At 73.9% G+C, this 15,047-nt stretch carries 13 protein-coding genes; 8 read left to right on the forward strand and 5 right to left on the reverse strand.

The features are described 5' to 3' along the window. Positions 1-88 precede the first annotated feature (88 nt). Together AB0K09_RS18905 and asnB are read right to left on the reverse strand one after the other, a co-directional pair. Positions 89-814, reverse strand: coding sequence for a class I SAM-dependent methyltransferase (locus AB0K09_RS18905; RefSeq protein ID WP_366066511.1), 726 nt, complete (start codon positions 812-814; stop codon positions 89-91). A gap of 10 nt (positions 815-824) precedes the next feature. Next, positions 825-2,681 (reverse strand): asparagine synthase (glutamine-hydrolyzing), encoded by a 1,857-nt coding sequence (gene asnB / locus AB0K09_RS18910; RefSeq protein WP_366066512.1) that lies wholly within the window; start codon positions 2,679-2,681, stop codon positions 825-827. Positions 2,682-2,850: 169 nt separating this feature from the next. Between asnB and AB0K09_RS18915 the strand changes: the two genes are divergently transcribed. Both AB0K09_RS18915 and AB0K09_RS18920 read left to right on the forward strand, forming a co-directional pair. After that, positions 2,851-3,912 carry an ArsR family transcriptional regulator gene (locus AB0K09_RS18915; RefSeq protein ID WP_366066513.1) on the forward strand — a complete coding sequence of 354 codons (1,062 nt, stop codon included), beginning with the start codon at positions 2,851-2,853 and terminating at the stop codon, positions 3,910-3,912. Between the two features lie 28 nt (positions 3,913-3,940). Continuing rightward, complete coding sequence (locus tag AB0K09_RS18920; RefSeq protein WP_366066514.1) at positions 3,941-5,176, forward strand: cytochrome P450; 1,236 nt, start codon at positions 3,941-3,943, stop codon at positions 5,174-5,176. 27 nt (positions 5,177-5,203) lie between these two features. Here AB0K09_RS18920 and AB0K09_RS18925 read toward each other — a convergent pair whose 3' ends face one another. After that, positions 5,204-5,665 (reverse strand): hypothetical protein, encoded by a 462-nt coding sequence (locus AB0K09_RS18925; protein ID WP_366066515.1) that lies wholly within the window; start codon positions 5,663-5,665, stop codon positions 5,204-5,206. 134 nt (positions 5,666-5,799) lie between these two features. Here AB0K09_RS18925 and AB0K09_RS18930 point away from each other — a divergent pair, with 134 nt between their 5' ends. The 5 genes from AB0K09_RS18930 to AB0K09_RS18950 all read left to right on the forward strand — a co-directional run bounded on the left by AB0K09_RS18930 (position 5,800) and on the right by AB0K09_RS18950 (position 9,947). Then, positions 5,800-6,420 carry a PadR family transcriptional regulator gene (locus AB0K09_RS18930; RefSeq protein WP_366066516.1) on the forward strand — a complete coding sequence of 207 codons (621 nt, stop codon included), beginning with the start codon at positions 5,800-5,802 and terminating at the stop codon, positions 6,418-6,420. A gap of 126 nt (positions 6,421-6,546) precedes the next feature. Beyond that, a complete protein-coding gene (locus AB0K09_RS18935) occupies positions 6,547-7,230 on the forward strand; it encodes a TenA family transcriptional regulator (protein WP_366066517.1) in 684 nt (227 codons plus the stop codon). After that, a complete protein-coding gene (locus AB0K09_RS18940; protein ID WP_366066518.1) occupies positions 7,227-8,438 on the forward strand; it encodes a cytochrome P450 in 1,212 nt (403 codons plus the stop codon). Before AB0K09_RS18935 ends, AB0K09_RS18940 begins: the two co-directional genes overlap by 4 nt. A gap of 16 nt (positions 8,439-8,454) precedes the next feature. Continuing rightward, positions 8,455-9,192: an SDR family NAD(P)-dependent oxidoreductase gene (locus tag AB0K09_RS18945; protein WP_366066519.1), complete on the forward strand. Its 738-nt coding sequence runs from the start codon at positions 8,455-8,457 to the stop codon at positions 9,190-9,192. Then, positions 9,177-9,947: an SDR family oxidoreductase gene (locus AB0K09_RS18950; protein WP_366066520.1), complete on the forward strand. Its 771-nt coding sequence runs from the start codon at positions 9,177-9,179 to the stop codon at positions 9,945-9,947. Before AB0K09_RS18945 ends, AB0K09_RS18950 begins: the two co-directional genes overlap by 16 nt. Before the next feature lie 54 nt (positions 9,948-10,001). On the opposite strand, the gene AB0K09_RS18955 is transcribed toward AB0K09_RS18950, so the two are convergent. Together AB0K09_RS18955 and AB0K09_RS18960 are read right to left on the reverse strand one after the other, a co-directional pair. Further along, positions 10,002-11,225 carry an FAD-dependent monooxygenase gene (locus tag AB0K09_RS18955; RefSeq protein ID WP_366066521.1) on the reverse strand — a complete coding sequence of 408 codons (1,224 nt, stop codon included), beginning with the start codon at positions 11,223-11,225 and terminating at the stop codon, positions 10,002-10,004. A gap of 117 nt (positions 11,226-11,342) precedes the next feature. Beyond that, positions 11,343-12,893, reverse strand: coding sequence for an MFS transporter (locus AB0K09_RS18960; RefSeq protein WP_366066522.1), 1,551 nt, complete (start codon positions 12,891-12,893; stop codon positions 11,343-11,345). A 178-nt stretch (positions 12,894-13,071) separates the two neighbouring features. Here AB0K09_RS18960 and AB0K09_RS18965 point away from each other — a divergent pair, with 178 nt between their 5' ends. Further along, positions 13,072-14,880, forward strand: a complete 1,809-nt coding sequence (locus AB0K09_RS18965) for an acyl-CoA dehydrogenase (RefSeq protein ID WP_366066523.1) — start codon at positions 13,072-13,074, stop codon at positions 14,878-14,880. The last annotated feature ends 167 nt before the right edge of the window (positions 14,881-15,047 follow it).

Here is a 15,047-nt window from a genome sequence, read left to right on the forward strand (position 1 = left end):
GTGCTCGGCACGGCCTCCTGACCGCGCGCGTCCCGCACGGCGAAGGCGCCGGTCCCGCGACGGGACCGGCGCCTTCGTACGCGGCCGTTCAGCCGGCGGTGGCCTTGAACAGCGCGACCGCGCCGCGGATGCGCACCGTGTACTCCGGGAAGTACCGTGCCAGCTGGCGCTCCAGGCCGTGCGGGTCGTCGCCCTGGTTCTGGAAGTTGCCGCGCCGGTGCTGCTCCAGCAGCAGCTTGTGCGTGAACCGGTTCATGGGCACGCCCTCGGCCAGCACCGTCGTGCCGAACAGCACGCCCCCGGGCCGCAGCGTCTCGGCCACGTGCCCCAGGATGACGCCCTTCCCCTCCCAGCCGCCCGGGATGGTGTGGAACACCAGGTTCATGGCGGCCGAGTCGAAGTGCCGGGACGGCAGCGGCAACGGCTCCAGCAGATTCGCCCGGCAGGTCCGCGGCCGGTAGCGGGCCAGCCGGCGGGCGGACATCCGCAGGCACTCCTCGTTCAGGTCCAGCAGCGTGATCTCGGGGTCCGGGACCGGGAAGCGGCAGCGGTCCACGAAGTAACCGGTGCCCGGGCCGATGTCCAGATGGCGCCGCCCGGCCTCGGTGTCGTAGAGGCGGCGCATCACATGGGCGGGGCAGCGCCACACGGCCGAGCAGAACAGCCCGAGCACCCACGAGTCGTAGATCGCGAGCTTGCCCCGGGTGTACACCTCCTGCGCGTGCGCGATCCGGGGGTCCAGCGGCTGGTCCGGCGCCGGGTCGCCGGTCGTCGTCCCGTGTTCGTGCGCGGGGGATTCCATCGGAGTGTCCATCGGGCTCCGTTCAGATCGCCAGTTCGACGTCGTAGTGGGTCAGCCATGTGTTGAACTGCAGCGCCATCTCCAGGTGCATCCGGCTCGGCCAGTCGTGCGCGTCGCCCGGCTCGCGCAGGGTGCGCCGCACCCGGTCGAGGTCCAGGTACGGCAGGACGGGCGCGCTGTCGTCGGCGACGAGCGCGGCCAGCTCGGTGTGCAGCATCCGGGTGTAGGCGGGGTCCTGGGTGACCGGCCAGGGGCTCTTCCTGCGCTCCAGCACGGAGGACGGCAGCAGGTCACGGGCGACGGCCCGCAGGAGCGACTTCTCCCGGCCGTCGAAGGTCTTCATGGCCCACGGGGTGTTGTACAGGTACTCGACGAGCCGGTGGTCGGCGTAGGGCACCCGCAGCTCCAGGCCGTGGGCCATGGAGAGCCGGTCGCCGCGGTCGAGGAGCATGGGCAGCCACCGGGTCAGCGTGAGGTGGCCGACGGTGCGCATCCGGCTCTCCTCGGGGCTCTCCCCGTCCAGGTGCGGGACCTGGGCCGCGGCCTCGCGGTAGGTGTCGGCGTAGTGGCCGGCCATGTCCAGCTTGTCCAGGAAGCCCGGGCCGAACAGATCCCGGCCCTGGCCGCCCCGGTTGCTCGGGTGCAGCCCCTCGTTGACCACCCAGGGGAACGTTCCGGCGTCCAGGCACTCGGGCTTGAACATCCAGTTGTAGCCGCCGAAGATCTCGTCGGCCACCTCGCCCACCAGCGCCACCGTGGAGTGCTTCTTGATCTCGCGGGCGGTCAGGTAGTTGGAGGTGTCCATGTCGCCCAGCGTGGACGGGCCGTCCTGCGCCAGCACCACGTTCCGCCGGGTCCGGGCGTCCATCAGGTCCTCGGGGCTCAGCCGGATGTTGACGTGGTCGGACGACAGGTGCCGGGAGACCTCCACCGCGTAGGGCTCGTCCGGCGAGAGCCGCACGTCGTCCTGGCGGAAGTTCTCGACGTAGTCGTCGAAGGTGGTCACGAAGGTCCGCATCCGCTCGCCGTCCAGCTTCCACCGCCAGCCGGCCGCGATCGCGGTGATCGTGCTGGAGTCCAGGCCGCCGGAGAGCGCGGTGCACAGCGGGACGTCGGCCACCAGTTCGCGCAGCACGATGTCGTGCAGCAGCGAGCGCACGGTCCCGATCGTGTCGCGCAGGTCGTCGGTGTGCGGGCGGGCCGTCAGCGTCCAGTACGGGCGCAGCCGCACGCCGTCGCGGCCGACGGTGAGCGTGTGGCCGGGCAGCAGCTCGCTCATGTCGCGGAAGACCGCCTTGCCGGGCTGTTTGGCGACGGAGAACAGCTCGCGCAGCCCCTCGCCGTCGACGACCGGCCGGACCGCCGGATGGGCCAGCAGCGCCTTCGGCTCGGAACCGAACAGCACGCCCTCGGGCAGCCGGCTGTAGAACAGCGGCTTGACACCCAGCCGGTCGCGCACCAGCACCAGTTCCTCGCGGCGCACGTCCCAGATGGCGAACGCGAAGATGCCCTCCAGCCGTTCGGCGAAGGAGGGCCCCCACTCCAGATAGGCCTGGAGCGCCACCTCGGTGTCGCTGCGGGTACGGAACCGGCGGCCGCGCGCCCGCAGTTCGGTGCGCAGCTGCTTGAAGTTGTAGATCTCGCCGCTGTGGACGATCACGGCCACGGTGCGGCCGTCCTCCTCAACGGCGAGCGGCTGCGCGCCGTCGGTCAGGTCGATGATGGCGGTCCGGGTGTGCCCCAGCGCGGCATGACCGCGCAGCCACAGGCCCTGGCCGTCGACGCCCCGGCCGGCGAGGGTCTCGGTCATCCGCCGCACCACCGGCCGTTCGCCCGAGAGGTCCTGTCCGAAGTCCACCCAGCCGGCGATGCCGCACATCGGCGTCTCCCTCCGTCGATTGTGGTGACCCGGGCAGGGTGGGGCCGTCCCTTCGAGCCCTCCTCGACACCCGGTGGAAGCGGTCTCCTCGACCGCCGCCCCACCTCGTCTCGAGCGCCCGCGGTGACGCTGTGCCCGCCCGCAGCGCCGGACGAGAGGTGGACGTCGAATGACCGCGCAGGACCGTACTCCCGAGGCCGCCGGCATGGCGGGCTGGTTCGACCCCGGCCTGCCGCCGCGTCAGCAGGTGCTCGGATTCGTCTACGCCAAGTGGGCCGTCGGGGCGCTGCGGGCCGTCGTCGAGGTGGGCGTGCCCGACGCGCTGGCCGACGGCCCCCGCACGGCGGCGGAGCTCGGCGCGGCGACGGGCACCGATGCGGACGCCCTGCGCCGTGTGCTGCGGGCGGTCGCCGCCGCCGGGGTGCTCGAGGAGCGCGCGGACGGCCGGTACGCGCTGACCCCGCGTTCCGAGGGCCTGGTCTCCGGCGCGGAGGGCGGCATCCGCGACATGTTCCTCTTCGCCACCGATCCCATGCTGTGGCGGCCGTACGAGAACCTCGCGCACACCCTGCGCACCGGTGAGCCGGCGTTCGTCCACGCCTTCGGGGCGCCCTTCTACGCCTACACCAAGGCGCACCCGGACAAGGCGGCGGTGCTGGACCGGGCCATGCTGCAGAACCGCTACCCCGGCATGGACCGGATCTTCGACGAGTTCGACTTCGGCCGGTTCCGCCGCATCGCGGACGTCGGCGGGGGGCGCGGCCACTTCCTGGCCGAGGTACTGCGCCGCCACCCCGGCACCACCGGGGTGCTGGCCGACCAGGAGCACACCGTCGCCGAGGCCAAGGAGCTCTTCGACGAGGCCGGTCTGACCGACCGGGTCACGATCGTCCCGACCGACTTCTTCGCCGGCGTACCGGCCGGCTGCGACGCCTACTTCATCAAGAACACGCTGCACAACTGGGACGACGACAAGGCCGTGCTGATCCTGCGCAGCATCCGCGAGGCCGTCGGTGACACGGACGCCCGGCTGCTCATCGTGGAGAACCTGCTGCGCGGGCCGGGGGAGTGGGACATCGGCAAGCTCATCGACGTCGAGTCCCTCGCCGTGCTCGGCGGCCGCGAGCGCGGCCGCGAGGAGTGGAACCGCGTCACGGCCGCCGCCGGCTTCGCGCCCGCCAACGACCCGGTGCCCGGCGATGTCGCCCTGCTGGAGTACCGGCCGGTGTGACACCCCCTGACGCGAGAGTGGTGCGCCCATGACGATGCCGTTCCCCATGCCGCTGCCCGACCCGTTGGCCCTGCCCGACCCGATGACCCTGCCGTCGCGCCGGGGCTGCCCCTTCGACCCGCCCGAGGAGTACGCGCGGCTGCGCGCCGAACGGCCGATGAGCCGGCTGCGGCTGCCCGGCGGCCGCGTCGGCTGGCTGGTCACGCGCTACGAGGACGTGCGGGCCGCACTGGCCGACCCCCGCACCAGCCCGCCGCTGATCCAGGTGACCCCGGCCGCCGACCTCCCCCTGCCCGAGGAGGAACTGGCCGTGCCGCCCGGGGTGTTCTCCGCCTTGGACCCGCCCCGGCAGAGCCGCTACCGGCGGCTGGTCAGCCGCTACTTCACCCGCAAGCGGTGCCGGGAGATCACCCCCGAGCTGGAGCGGATCATCGACGAGCAGCTGACCGCGATGATCGGACAGGGGCCGCCGGCCGACCTCGTCACGGGCTTCGCCCAGCCGGTCCCCACCCGGGTGATCACCGGGATGCTCGGTATCCCGGAGGAGCAGCGCCCGGACTACCAGCGCCGCATCCTGACGATGCTCTCGCTGGGCGCCACCCCGGAAGAGCTGCGGGAGGCGAGCGAGGGCCTCTACGGCGGGCTCGGCGAGCTCGTCCGGGACCGTCGCGCGCGGCCCGGCGACGACATCCTCAGCGACCTGCTGCACGGCGACACCCCGCTGACGGACGAGGAGGTCGTCGGCATCGGGGCCCTGCTGCTCATCGCCGGTCTGGAGACGACCGCGAACATGCTCGGGCTCGGCGCCTTCGCCCTGCTGAGCGACCCCGCGCAGGCCGCAGCCCTCCGGGCGGGCGGCGAGGAACTGCTCGACACCGCCGTCGAGGAACTCCTGCGCTACCTGACGATCGTGCAGTTCGGGCTGACCCGCACGGCCCGCGAGGACCTGGAGATCGCCGGGCGGACGGTCCGGGCGGGGGAGACGATCGTCCTGTCGCTCGCCGCGGCCAACCGCGACCCGCACCGGTACACCGAGCCCGACCGGCTGGACCTGCGCCGCGAGGAGGCACCCCACCTGGCGTTCGGCCACGGGGTCCACCAGTGCCTGGGCGCCCAGCTGGCCCGGATCGAGATGAAGCTGGCCTTCCGCGCCCTGCTCCGGCGGCTGCCGGAACTGCGCCTGGCGGTCCCGCCGGAGGAGGTGCCCACGGCCGGCGAGGACAAGGTGTTCTACGGGGTGCACGCGCTGCCCGTCACCTGGTAACCGCCGGCCGCCTCCCGGCGTGCGGCCTCAGTGCGCCGGGCCGTGGGCCCGCGAGGGGTCGTCGACGGTGGTGTGCCGGCCCTCCCGGCGGGCGGCCAGCGCGTCATCCAGGTACTCCCGCGAGAGCATCGCCGAGACGATCGCCACACCGCCGCGGTGCACGCGGATCTCGCTGTCCACGGCGGTGCCGTACAGATGGACGCGCCGCCCGGGCTTGCCGGTGGCGCCCTGCGCGTCCTTGAGCCGGCCCTTGGCGGGCCAGGTCACGTCCCAGTGGTCGACCGTGTCGCCGTCGCCGAGCAGCAGCTTGACAGTCGTGCGCTGGAGATCGAGGTGGATCCGGACGTCGTCGGGGACGTCCGGCGCGCGCAGATCCAGGACGACGCTCGCATGGCGCCCGCGCACGTCGAAGCTGCCGGCGCTGGTCCAACTGCCCAGGTGCTTCGTCGTGGTGTGGTCGGCGAGGACGCGTTCGGTGGTGACGGTCATCTCGTTCGGCCCCTCTTCGGTCCGTTCGTGCTCCGTGTGCTGACTCTCAGAGCGTCGCACTGAGACTAGTTGCATGTCAACTAGTGATGGAGGAACTAGTGCCGGTGTGACGCACGGGTCGTAGGATGCGGACCATGACCGACGCCACCCCGCGCAACTCCCCGCTCGCCCTGACCGTCCTGTCCCTCCTGCACTACCGGCCCCTGCACCCGTACGGCGTGCAGCGGCTGATCAAGGAGTGGGGCAAGGACCAGGTCGTCAACGTCAACCAGCGCGCGGGCATCTACCGGACCATCGAGCGCCTGCTGGCCGCCGGTCTCGTCGAGGTCCACGAGGTCGGCCGCGACCAGCAGTACGCCGAGCGCACCCTCTACAAGGTCACCGACGCCGGCCGCCGGGTCGCCCGCGAGTGGCTGCTGGACTCGCTCGGCACGCCCAAGCAGGAGTTCCCGCAGTTCCCCGTGGCCCTGTCCTTCGCCATGATGCTCACCCCGGAGGAGGCGCTGACCGTCCTGGAACAGCGCGCCGAGGCCGTCGCCGCGTCCCTGGAGGGACTGGAGGAGGCCCTGGCCGCCGAGGGCGACGACGGCCTCAGCCGGGTGGTGCTGCTGGAGACCGAGTACCAGCGCGCCATGACGGCCGCTCAGCTGCGCTGGCTCACCTCGGTCGTCGAGGACCTGCGGGCCGGCCGGCTCAGCTGGTCCTGGGAGGAGCTGACGGCTCTCGCCGGCCCCGGAACGGCCCTGGACGACTGAACCCGGGCCCGCCAGGGCCCGGCGGAGCGGCCCTGATCGAGGCCCGCACCAGGCGCCTTCGAGCACGCCTCCGTACCGTCCCCACCGACCCCGTCCACCGAGGACGGACCGGCGGGAGGGAGCCCGATGCTGCGCCGAGAACTCGCGGAGATCTGCGCCCCGGTGCTGCGCACCGTGCTGGACCATCCGTTCTGGACCGGACTGCGGGACGGCACCCTGCCCCCCTGGGCGCTGGCCCGCTTCGTCCGGCAGGACACCGCCTTTCTGCTGCCCGCCTACGCCCGCGCCCTGGCCCGGTGCGCGGCCTCGGCCCCCGACGACGCGGACGTGCGCCTCCTCGCGCAGTCCGTCGCCGGCACCCTGGAGGCACGCGACGGACTCCGCGCCGCCTACACCACCCTCACCGGCGAACTCGGCCTGCCCGCCCTGGACGACAGCGCGCCCGCCGAACCCGCCGTGACGGCACACGCCGCCCACTTCGCGGACTCCTCGGCACACTCCTTCCACGCCGGACTGGGCGCGCTGCTGCCCATGGTGTGGTTCAACGCCGAGGTCTCCGACCACCTGCGGGACCACGCCGCGCCGGACAGCCGCTATCTGCCCTGGATCACCGCCTACCACCCCGGCGCGTCCTACCGGCACGTGGTCGACGCCTTCCTCGCCATGACCGACCGCGCCGCCGACCAGGCGCCGCCGCGGCTGCGCGAGCTGATCACCGACCACTTCGCCCGCGGCGTCCGCCACGAACTCGCCTTCGCCGACTGCTGCGCCGCCGCGCCCGCGCGGCCGGCGGGAAAGAACGCGCGATGACCCTCCAGGACCTCGACCTCATGGACCCCGGGGCCTTCGCCGACGGGATTCCCCATGCCCACTTCCGCCGCCTGCGGGCCGCCGGCGGAGCGGTCCGGGGCAGGGACACCGACGGCGAGAGCCTGCTGCACCTCGTCCGCCACCGGGACGTGGCCGCCGTCTCCCGGGATGCGAAGACCTTCGCCTCCGGCCCGACGACCATGACCTCGATCCGGAAGGTGGACCCCAGCCCGCCCATCATCACCTTCCTCGACAGCCCCGAGCACACCCGCGTCCGCAAGCTCACCTTCAAGGCGTTCGCCCCCGCCCGGCTGGCCGCCCTGGAGGCGCCGATCCGGCGCATCGTCGACGCGCTGCTCGACGAGGCCCGCGAGAAGGGCGCCTTCGACCTCGCCGAGGACATCGCCCTGCGGCTGCCGTTCGCCGTCCTCCTGGAACTCCTCGACATCCCGCACGAGGACCGCGGCACGCTGCTCGGCTGGGCGCGCGGCACAGTCAACCTCGGCGACGAGGAGTACGACGGCGACGGCACCGCCGGCCAGGACGTCTTCCTGAAGATCCACGAGTATCTGCTGGACTTCGCCCGGCACCGCGCGAGCCACCCCGCCGACGACTGCTTCTCCCTGCTGCTCGGCGCCCGTCTCAAGGGCGCCGACCGGCTCGGACTGCCCGACCGGCTCACCCCGGAGGAGGTCGGCCTGTTCGCCTCCACCCTGATCACCGCCGGCAGCGAGACCACCTACTGCTCCGTCACCGGCGCCGTCCTCGCCCTGCTGGAGTTCCCCGACCAGCTCGCCCGGCTGCGGGCCGACCGCGGCCTGATGCCGTCGGCGGCGGGCGAAGTGCTCCGCTGGGTCACGCCGGTGACGCACTTCGCCCGCCGCGCCACCACCGACACCGTCGTCGCCGGACAACCCGTCGCCGAGGGCGAGCGCGTGGTGCTGTGGTACAGCTCCGCCAACCGGGACGAGGAGGTCTTCGCCGACCCCGACCGCTTCGACGTCGCCCGCACGCCCAACCCGCACCTCAGCTTCGGCGGCGGGGGCCCGCACGTCTGCATCGGCAACGGCCTCGCCGTGATGGAGCTCCGCCAGTTCCTGGAGGCCGCCGTCGACCTGCTGCCCCGGCTGGAGATCACCGCCCCGCCGGAACGCCCGGAGACCAACTTCATGAACAGCGTCAAGCACCTGCACATGCGCTTCCGGTGAAGGGGGATCCGACGCCATGACCGACCGGACCGACGGCCGCACCGCACTGATCACCGGCGCCAACCGGGGCATCGGCCGGGCCCTCGCCGCCGAACTGCACCACCGGGGCCTGCACGTGCTGCTGACCGCCCGCACCGCCGAGGACGCCCGCGCCGCCGCCGGCGACATCGGGCCCGGCACGCGCTGGCACGCCCTCGACACCACCGACGAGGACAGCGTCAAACGCGCCGCCCAGGCGGCCGGCCCCCTCGACATCCTGGTCTGCAACGCCGGCGTGCTCCTCGACGCGGGCACCGACCCGCTCTCCGTGCCCCTGGACCTCGTCGAGGAGACCCTGCGCGTCAACCTCCTGGGCACCTGGCGCGTGATCCAGCACTTCCTCCCGCCCATGGTGCGGCGCAGGCGCGGCCATGTGCTCGTCGTCTCCAGCGGCACCACCGCCGAGTTCGGCGGCCGGCTCTTCGCCGGCGCCCCCGGCTACTCGCTGTCCAAGAGCGCCCTCAACGGCCTGACCACGATGCTGGCCGCCCTGACCGAGGGCACGGGCGTGCGCGTCAACGCCGTCAACCCGGGGCGCGTGCGCACCCGCATGATGCCGGCCATGCCGCAACCGCCCGAGGACGCCGCCCGGTTCATCGCCGACGTCGCGCTGCTGCCCGGCGACGGGCCCACCGGCCGCTTCCTCGCCGAGCACCGCCGCCCCGCCGAGACCCCCGACCCCACACCGCAGGAGCGCCCATGCGATTCGACCTGACCGGCAAGAAGGCCGTCGTCACCGGAGCCGGCAGCGGCATCGGACTGGCCTGCGTACGGGCCCTCGCCGCCGCCGGCGCGGACGTCCTCGGGGGCTCCCGCACCGTGAGCCCCGAACTGCGCGAGGCCACCGCGCACACCCTCACGGTGGACCTGACCGACGAGGACGGGGCACGCACCCTGATCAAGCACGCGCTCGCCGCGTTCGGCGGCGTCGACATCCTCGTCAACAACGTCGGCGGCGGCGTGAAGCTCGCGGCCGGCTTCCTCGACACCGACGACGACACCTGGCGCCAGGCCTTCGAACTGAACGTCCTCACCGCCGTCCGCACCACCCGCGAGGCCCTGCCCAGCCTCGTCGAACGCCGGGGCGCGATCGTCAACATCGGCTCGGTCAACGCGACCCTCGCCGACCCCCGGCTCGGCCACTACTCGGCCGCCAAGGCCGCCCTCGCCAGCGTCGGCAAGGCCCTGTCCGCCGAGTTCACCCCCAAGGGCGTGCGCGTGAACACCATCTCGCCCGGACCGGTGCGGACCCGGGTGTGGACCAACCCGGAGACCGCTCGCAGCGCCGGGCTCACCCCGGAGGAGTTCGTCGAGGCCGTGCCGCGCATGACCGGCCTGGCCACCGGGCACATCATCGAACCCGAGGAGGTCGCCACCCTGGTCGTCCTCCTGGCCTCGGGCCGGGTGCCGAGCGTCGCCGGCGCCGACTACCCCATCGACGCGGGCATGAGCCGTCCCGCCATCCGCTGAACGAGCAGCGCCGGCGGGCCCTTCCGGGGGAAGGGCCCGCCGGCGCCCGTCGTCTCAGGCCACGTCGACCTTCTTGATGGACCACTGGGCGATGCGCAGCGACATCTCCACGCCCTCGGTCGCGTACCGCACCATCTCCCGCTGGTAGCCGGCCAGCGCACCGGCCAGGTCCCGGGCCCCGCCGGCCGCGTCGGTCAGCGCCCGGGCCAGGGCCGCCGCGTCACGGATCGCGGTGTTGGCGCCCACCCCGCCGGACGGCGGCATGGTGTGCACCGCGTCGCCCAGCGGCACGACCGGGCCCGCCTCCCACGGCCGGACCGGCCGGGTCGCCCGCAGCGCCACCGCGAACGACTCCTCGGGCAGGGCGTGCCGGAAGACACCCCGCAGCTCCGGGTGCCAGCCGGCGGTGCGCTCGACCACGAACGCGCACAACTCCTCGCCGGACAGGGCGAAGAACTCCGCGTCGGGCATGCCGAGGTCGTCCCGGTGCACATTGAACACCGACATGTAGTAGTCCTCGGCGTCCACCAGGCCCGCGCCGGGCCACAGCCGCTCCGCGGCCCCGGCGGGCGGCGTGCGGAAGACCATCGGCATCAGGCCCAGGTGATGGCCGTCGGTGCCGATGACGTACGAGAACCGGTCGCGCAGCACCTCCGGCAGCCCCGCGGCGAGGGCGGCGGCCCGCGGGATGCGGGAGAAGACCGTGCGCACGCCCAGGTCCCGCGGCCGGTCGTCCGGCCGCAGCTGCGCCCGGACCCGGGAGCCCACGCCGTCGGCGGCCACGAGCACGTCGCATTCGGCGACGCCGCCGTCCGCGAAGTGCGCGGCGATCCGGCCGCCGGGCCGGTGCTCGTACCGCTCGAAGGTGCTGCCGAAACGCACCGTGTCGCCGAGGCCCGCCAGCAGGATCCGGCGCAGCGTCACCCGGTCGACCGCGTCGATCCGGTCGGGACGGTCGCCGCGCGGATCGTCGAAGCTCGGCGTCCACTGTTCCGTCAGATGCTCGTCGTAGGCCATCAGCCCGGCCGCCTCGCGCCGGTTCGAGGTCGCCACGACCAGGTCGACCAGCCGCGGCGGCAGACAGGCCCGCAGCCCCTCCTCGCCCTCGGGGCTGATCCGCAGCCGGTACCCCTGCCGCCGCCCCTCGGGTGACGCGTCCCGCTCGTGGACGGTGACCGGCAGCCCCGCCCGGCGCAACGCCTGCGCCAGGCACAGGCCGCCGATGCCGCCGCCGACGATCAGGATGTCCAACGGTGCCCCGTCCTTCCGCACGGCCATGCGTGCCGCTCCCTCCGGTTCACGGCGGTCCGCCGCCCGGTCGGCGGCGGCACACCCCGACACGGTGCCCCGGCCCGCTCGCGGACCGGTGGAGCATGCCGCCCCGGTGACGCCTCCTCAGCCGCCGGACGGGCCCGGGGCCGCGGGGGCGCCGTCCCGCGCCGCCGGGCGGGAGCGCATGAGGAAGGCCGTCACGAACGCGGCCGCCAGCAGGGCGGCGGCGAGCCAGAACGCCACCCGCAGCGCGCCGTCGACGTCCCGGCCGCCGCCGAGCCGGCTGAAGAACACCGTGCCGAGCAGGGCGACGCCCATGCTGTTGCCCAGCTGCTGCACCGAGTTCAGCAGGCCGGAGGCCGAACCGGTCTCGGGGACGGAGACCGCCGCGAGGGCGATGTTGTAGTACGGGGTGAGCACCCCGCCCATGCCCAGCCCCAGGAGCGCCAGCGGGGGCAGCAGCTGCCAGGTGGTCACCGCGTGGCTGCCCGCCACCGTGAGGACCGTGCCCACGGCCCCGGCCACCAGCAGCGCCAGCCCGGTCTGCAGCGTGCGCAGCCCGCCCCACCGGCGCACCAGCACCGCCCCGGCGAACGCGGAACCCAGGGCCGAGCCGAGCGTCCACGGCAGCATGGCCAGCCCGGCGCCCAGCGCCGAGAAGCCGTGCCCCGTCTGCAACTGCACCATGAGGGCGAACATCATGCCGCTCAGCGCCAGGTAGTACAGCACGCCCACCAGCAGCGCGGCCACGAACCGCCGGTTGCGCATCAGCGCCGGCTCGATCAGCGGCACCCGGCCCGCCCGGGCCCGGCGCCTGAGGTGCACGGCCAGCACGGCGAGGACCGGCAGCGCGCCGGCCATGCACGCGAAGCACCACGCCGGCCAGCCCGCCTCGAGCCCCTGCATCAGCGGATAGGCCACCAGCACCATCGCACCGGCCGCCAGCACCGTGCCGATTCCGTCCAGGCGGCGCGTACCGGGCCGGCCGGCGGGCCGGACGCCGGGGATGAACCGGCGGCCGGCGACCAGTGCGAGGACGCCGAGCGGCACATTGACGAAGAACACCGCGCGCCAGCCCAGGCCGAACAGATCGCCGGTGGCCAGCGCCCCGCCCAGCACCGGGCCGACGATCACGGCCGTGCCCACGACCGGGCCCATCAGCCCGATGGCCTTGGGCAGTTCCCTCGGTGGGAACAGCTCGCGCATGATGCCCAGGCCCTGCGGCACCATCACGGCGGTGAACGCGCCCTGGAGCACCCGCATCGCGATGAGCATCTCCGGGCTCACCGACAGACCGGCCAGCAGCGAGGCGACGGTGAACCCCGCGGTGCCGATCAGCAGCATGCGCTTGCGGCCCGCGATGTCGCCCAGCCGCCCACCGGTGATCAGCAGCGCGGCGAAGGCCAGGGTGTACCCGGCGGCCATCCACTGCAGGAAGGCGTAACCGCCGTGCAGCCCCGTGCGCATGACAGGGGCGACGGTGCTGACCATCATGCCGTCGAGCAGGTCCATGCAGTGCGTGGTCAGCACGGCGGCCAGCGCGAACCAGCGCAGCCGGCCGCCGGCCGGCACGCCGTTCACGGACACGCCGTTCACGGGCACGACGGAGGGGGGTATGACGGAGGGGGGTGTGACGGGTGGTGCGACGGTGGCCTCGCGGCCCGGGATGTTCATGGCATTCCTCCCCACGAACGGGCGCTGCGCCGAAAAACAGCGCCCTCCAGGGCGCGCACTGTGCCCCGGCCCGCTGCAGAACCGGTCAAGGACCGACTTGACGAACCCTTGAGGAGCCTTCGAGGCCCCCCGCCCACCCTCGATGCCGCATACACCGAGCTGCGTCGGAGGGGACCCGATGGACGGAGCGGCGGACACCACGACGTCCCGGCCGCGTGCCTGGGAGCTCGCCGAGCGGTTCGACCGGGACCTCGGCGACCCGTACGACGACCGCACCGTCTTCTCCTACGCGAACGTCGTGCGTCTCGACCGCGCCGAGACCTTCCCCACCGCGATCTGCGCGGCCCTCGACGACCGGGGACTCGCCCGCCACTACGTGCCGGCCGCCCACGGCGGGGCACTGGAGGACTTCACGGACCTCCATCTGCTGGTCCGCACCGTCGCCCGGCGCGATCTGACCGCCGCGATCGCCCACGGCAAGACCTTCCTCGGCGCCCTGCCCGTCTGGACCGGCGGCGACGCGACCACGGCCGCCCGCCTGGCCGAGGCCGTACGCGGCGGCGCCCGCGTCGCCCTCGGGCTGACCGAACGCACCCACGGCAGCGACATCATGGCCGGCGAGCTCACCGCCGAACCGCACGGCCGCGGCTACCGGATCAACGGCGAGAAGTGGCTCGTCAACAACGGCACCCGGGGCCGTCTGATCACCCTGCTCGCCCGCACCTCACCGGTCGGCGGGCCGCGCGGCTTCAGCGCCCTGCTCGTCGACAAGGACGAACTGCCCGCCGCCGCCTACCGCTGCACGCCCAAGGTGCGCACCCATGGCATCCGGGGCGCCGACATCAGCGGCATCACCCTGCGCGACGCCCTCGTCGGACCCGAGGCGCTGATCGGCACCGAGGGCGGCGGCGCCGAGCTGATGCTGAAGAGCCTCCAGATCAGCCGCGCCCTGTGCCCCGCCCTCTCGCTCGGCGCCGCCGACCAGGCCCTCAGGCTCGCCGTCCGCTTCGGCCGGGGCCGCGAACTGTACGGCCGCCGCCTGGCCGATCTGCCGCTGACCCGCCGCACCCTGGCCGAGGCATACGCCGACCTCCTGCTGTGCGAGGCCTTCGCCCTCGTCGCGGCACGCAGCGTCCAGCTGCTGCCGAGCGAGCTCAGCGTCACGTCCGCCGCCGTCAAATACCTGGTCCCGGCCCTGCTGGACGGCGTCGTCGACCGGCTCGGCACCCTGCTCGGGGCACGCTCGGTGCTGGGGGAGGAGTACGCCCACGGCCTGTACCAGAAGATCGCCCGCGACCACCGGATCGTGGGCATCTTCGACGGCAACAGCCTGGTCAACCAGTACGCCCTCATCGCCCAGTTCCGGTCGCTCGCCCGGGCCTGGCTCGGACCGCGCGACCACCGGCCGCGGCTGGCCGCGCTCTTCGACCTGGACCGCACCCCGCCGCCCTTCGCGCCCGAGCGCCTCACCCTGGTCTCCCGCTACGGCAGCAGCGTCCTCGGCACCCTGCCCGGCTCCACGGCCCGGCTGGCCGCCCTGGCCGAACGCCGGCCCGCGCTCGCCCCGGCCGTACGTGACGCGGCACGGCTGGAAGGCGTGGCGGCCGAACTGCACCGGCAGATGCGCGGGGCCACCCCCACCGTGGGCGACGCGGCCCCCGCGAACTTCACCCGGGCCCGCCACTACGCCCTGTGCCTGGCCGGAGCCGCCTGCCTCGGCCTGTGGCTGCACAGCCACGAGGCCGCCGAGGCCCGCGAGGCCACCGGGGCCCGCACGGGCGGACCGTGGCGCGACGGGCTGTGGCTGCGCGCGGCCCTGCGCCGCGTCCTCGCCCACCTCGGCGCCGCTGCCTCCGGCGCCCCCGCCGCTCCCGGCGGCCACGACGTGTCCGACGAGCTGCACGAGCAGCTGGAGGCGCAGTACCGGCAGGGCCTGCTCTTCTCGCTGCTGCCCTGCCCGATCGCGGAGGAGCCACCGTCATGCTGAAGGACATCACCCCGGCCCGGGCCCACCGCCCGGCCGGGCCGGACGCCCGGGTCGCCGCGCTCGAAGCGCTGCTCGGCGACCCCCGCGACCCCGGCAACCCGTTCGGCGACGCCGCCGTGCTCGCCGCCGACGAACGCGCCGAACTCGTCCCCGGCGCCGAGGAGGCC

The organism is Streptomyces sp. NPDC049577, assembly GCF_040675635.1.
In the GTDB taxonomy this organism is placed as follows: Bacteria; Actinomycetota; Actinomycetes; order Streptomycetales; family Streptomycetaceae; genus Streptomyces.

Excerpts from the sequence above, each read along its gene's own strand:
- AB0K09_RS18905 (WP_366066511.1), bottom strand. The coding sequence starts at position 814 with ATGGACACTCCGATGGAATCCCCCGCGCACGAACACGGGACGACGACC.
- asnB (WP_366066512.1), bottom strand. The coding sequence starts at position 2,681 with ATGTGCGGCATCGCCGGCTGGGTGGACTTCGGACAGGACCTCTCGGGC.
- AB0K09_RS18915 (WP_366066513.1), top strand. The coding sequence starts at position 2,851 with ATGACCGCGCAGGACCGTACTCCCGAGGCCGCCGGCATGGCGGGCTGG.
- AB0K09_RS18920 (WP_366066514.1), top strand. The coding sequence starts at position 3,941 with ATGACGATGCCGTTCCCCATGCCGCTGCCCGACCCGTTGGCCCTGCCC.
- AB0K09_RS18925 (WP_366066515.1), bottom strand. The coding sequence starts at position 5,665 with ATGACCGTCACCACCGAACGCGTCCTCGCCGACCACACCACGACGAAG.
- AB0K09_RS18930 (WP_366066516.1), top strand. The coding sequence starts at position 5,800 with ATGACCGACGCCACCCCGCGCAACTCCCCGCTCGCCCTGACCGTCCTG.
- AB0K09_RS18935 (WP_366066517.1), top strand. The coding sequence starts at position 6,547 with ATGCTGCGCCGAGAACTCGCGGAGATCTGCGCCCCGGTGCTGCGCACC.
- AB0K09_RS18940 (WP_366066518.1), top strand. The coding sequence starts at position 7,227 with ATGACCCTCCAGGACCTCGACCTCATGGACCCCGGGGCCTTCGCCGAC.
- AB0K09_RS18945 (WP_366066519.1), top strand. The coding sequence starts at position 8,455 with ATGACCGACCGGACCGACGGCCGCACCGCACTGATCACCGGCGCCAAC.
- AB0K09_RS18950 (WP_366066520.1), top strand. The coding sequence starts at position 9,177 with ATGCGATTCGACCTGACCGGCAAGAAGGCCGTCGTCACCGGAGCCGGC.
- AB0K09_RS18955 (WP_366066521.1), bottom strand. The coding sequence starts at position 11,225 with ATGGCCGTGCGGAAGGACGGGGCACCGTTGGACATCCTGATCGTCGGC.
- AB0K09_RS18960 (WP_366066522.1), bottom strand. The coding sequence starts at position 12,893 with ATGAACATCCCGGGCCGCGAGGCCACCGTCGCACCACCCGTCACACCC.
- AB0K09_RS18965 (WP_366066523.1), top strand. The coding sequence starts at position 13,072 with ATGGACGGAGCGGCGGACACCACGACGTCCCGGCCGCGTGCCTGGGAG.